Genomic DNA, 585 nt, shown 5'->3' with positions numbered 1-585 from the left:
GAGCACCAGAAAGGCCACATCATCGTGGACGGCACGGAGCTCACCAATGACCTCAAGCACATCGAGACCATCCGCAAGGACGTCGGCATGGTGTTCCAGCACTTCAACCTGTTCCCGCACCTGACGGTGCTGGAGAACCTGACGCTGGGCCCGATGTGGGTCTTGAAGAAGCCGCGCGCCGAAGCCGAGGCCACGGCCATGAAATACCTGGAGCGCGTGCGCATCCCGGACCAGGCCAAGAAATTCCCCGGCCAGCTCTCGGGCGGCCAGCAGCAGCGCGTGGCCATCGCGCGTTCGCTGTGCATGAGCCCCAAGATCATGCTGTTCGATGAGCCGACCTCGGCGCTGGACCCGGAAATGGTCAAGGAAGTGCTGGACGTGATGGTCAACCTGGCCCAGGAAAGCGGCATGACGATGCTGTGCGTGACCCACGAAATGGGCTTCGCGCGCAAGGTCGCCAACCGCGTCATCTTCATGGACCGCGGCGAGATCATCGAGCAGAACAGCCCGGACGAGTTCTTCGACCACCCGCAGAACGAGCGCACCAAGCTGTTCCTGAGCCAGATCCTGCATTGAGGCCGGGCG

Annotated in this window: 1 protein-coding gene; it reads left to right on the top strand. The window is 62.9% G+C overall.

Annotated features, from left to right (window positions below; all coding sequences use genetic code 11):
- The coding region (locus tag SB816_RS29765) for an amino acid ABC transporter ATP-binding protein (RefSeq protein WP_410547962.1) at nt 1-576 on the top strand (576 nt) is incomplete at its 5' end.
- Nucleotides 577-585: the final 9 nt, after the last annotated feature.

Origin of the sequence: Achromobacter sp. SIMBA_011, from assembly GCF_046535435.1 — a bacterium.
GTDB classification, from domain to species: domain Bacteria; phylum Pseudomonadota; class Gammaproteobacteria; order Burkholderiales; family Burkholderiaceae_B; genus Achromobacter; species Achromobacter dolens.
The sequence above is the reverse complement of the archived record's forward strand: the minus strand, read 5'-3'. Positions and strand labels throughout refer to the sequence as shown.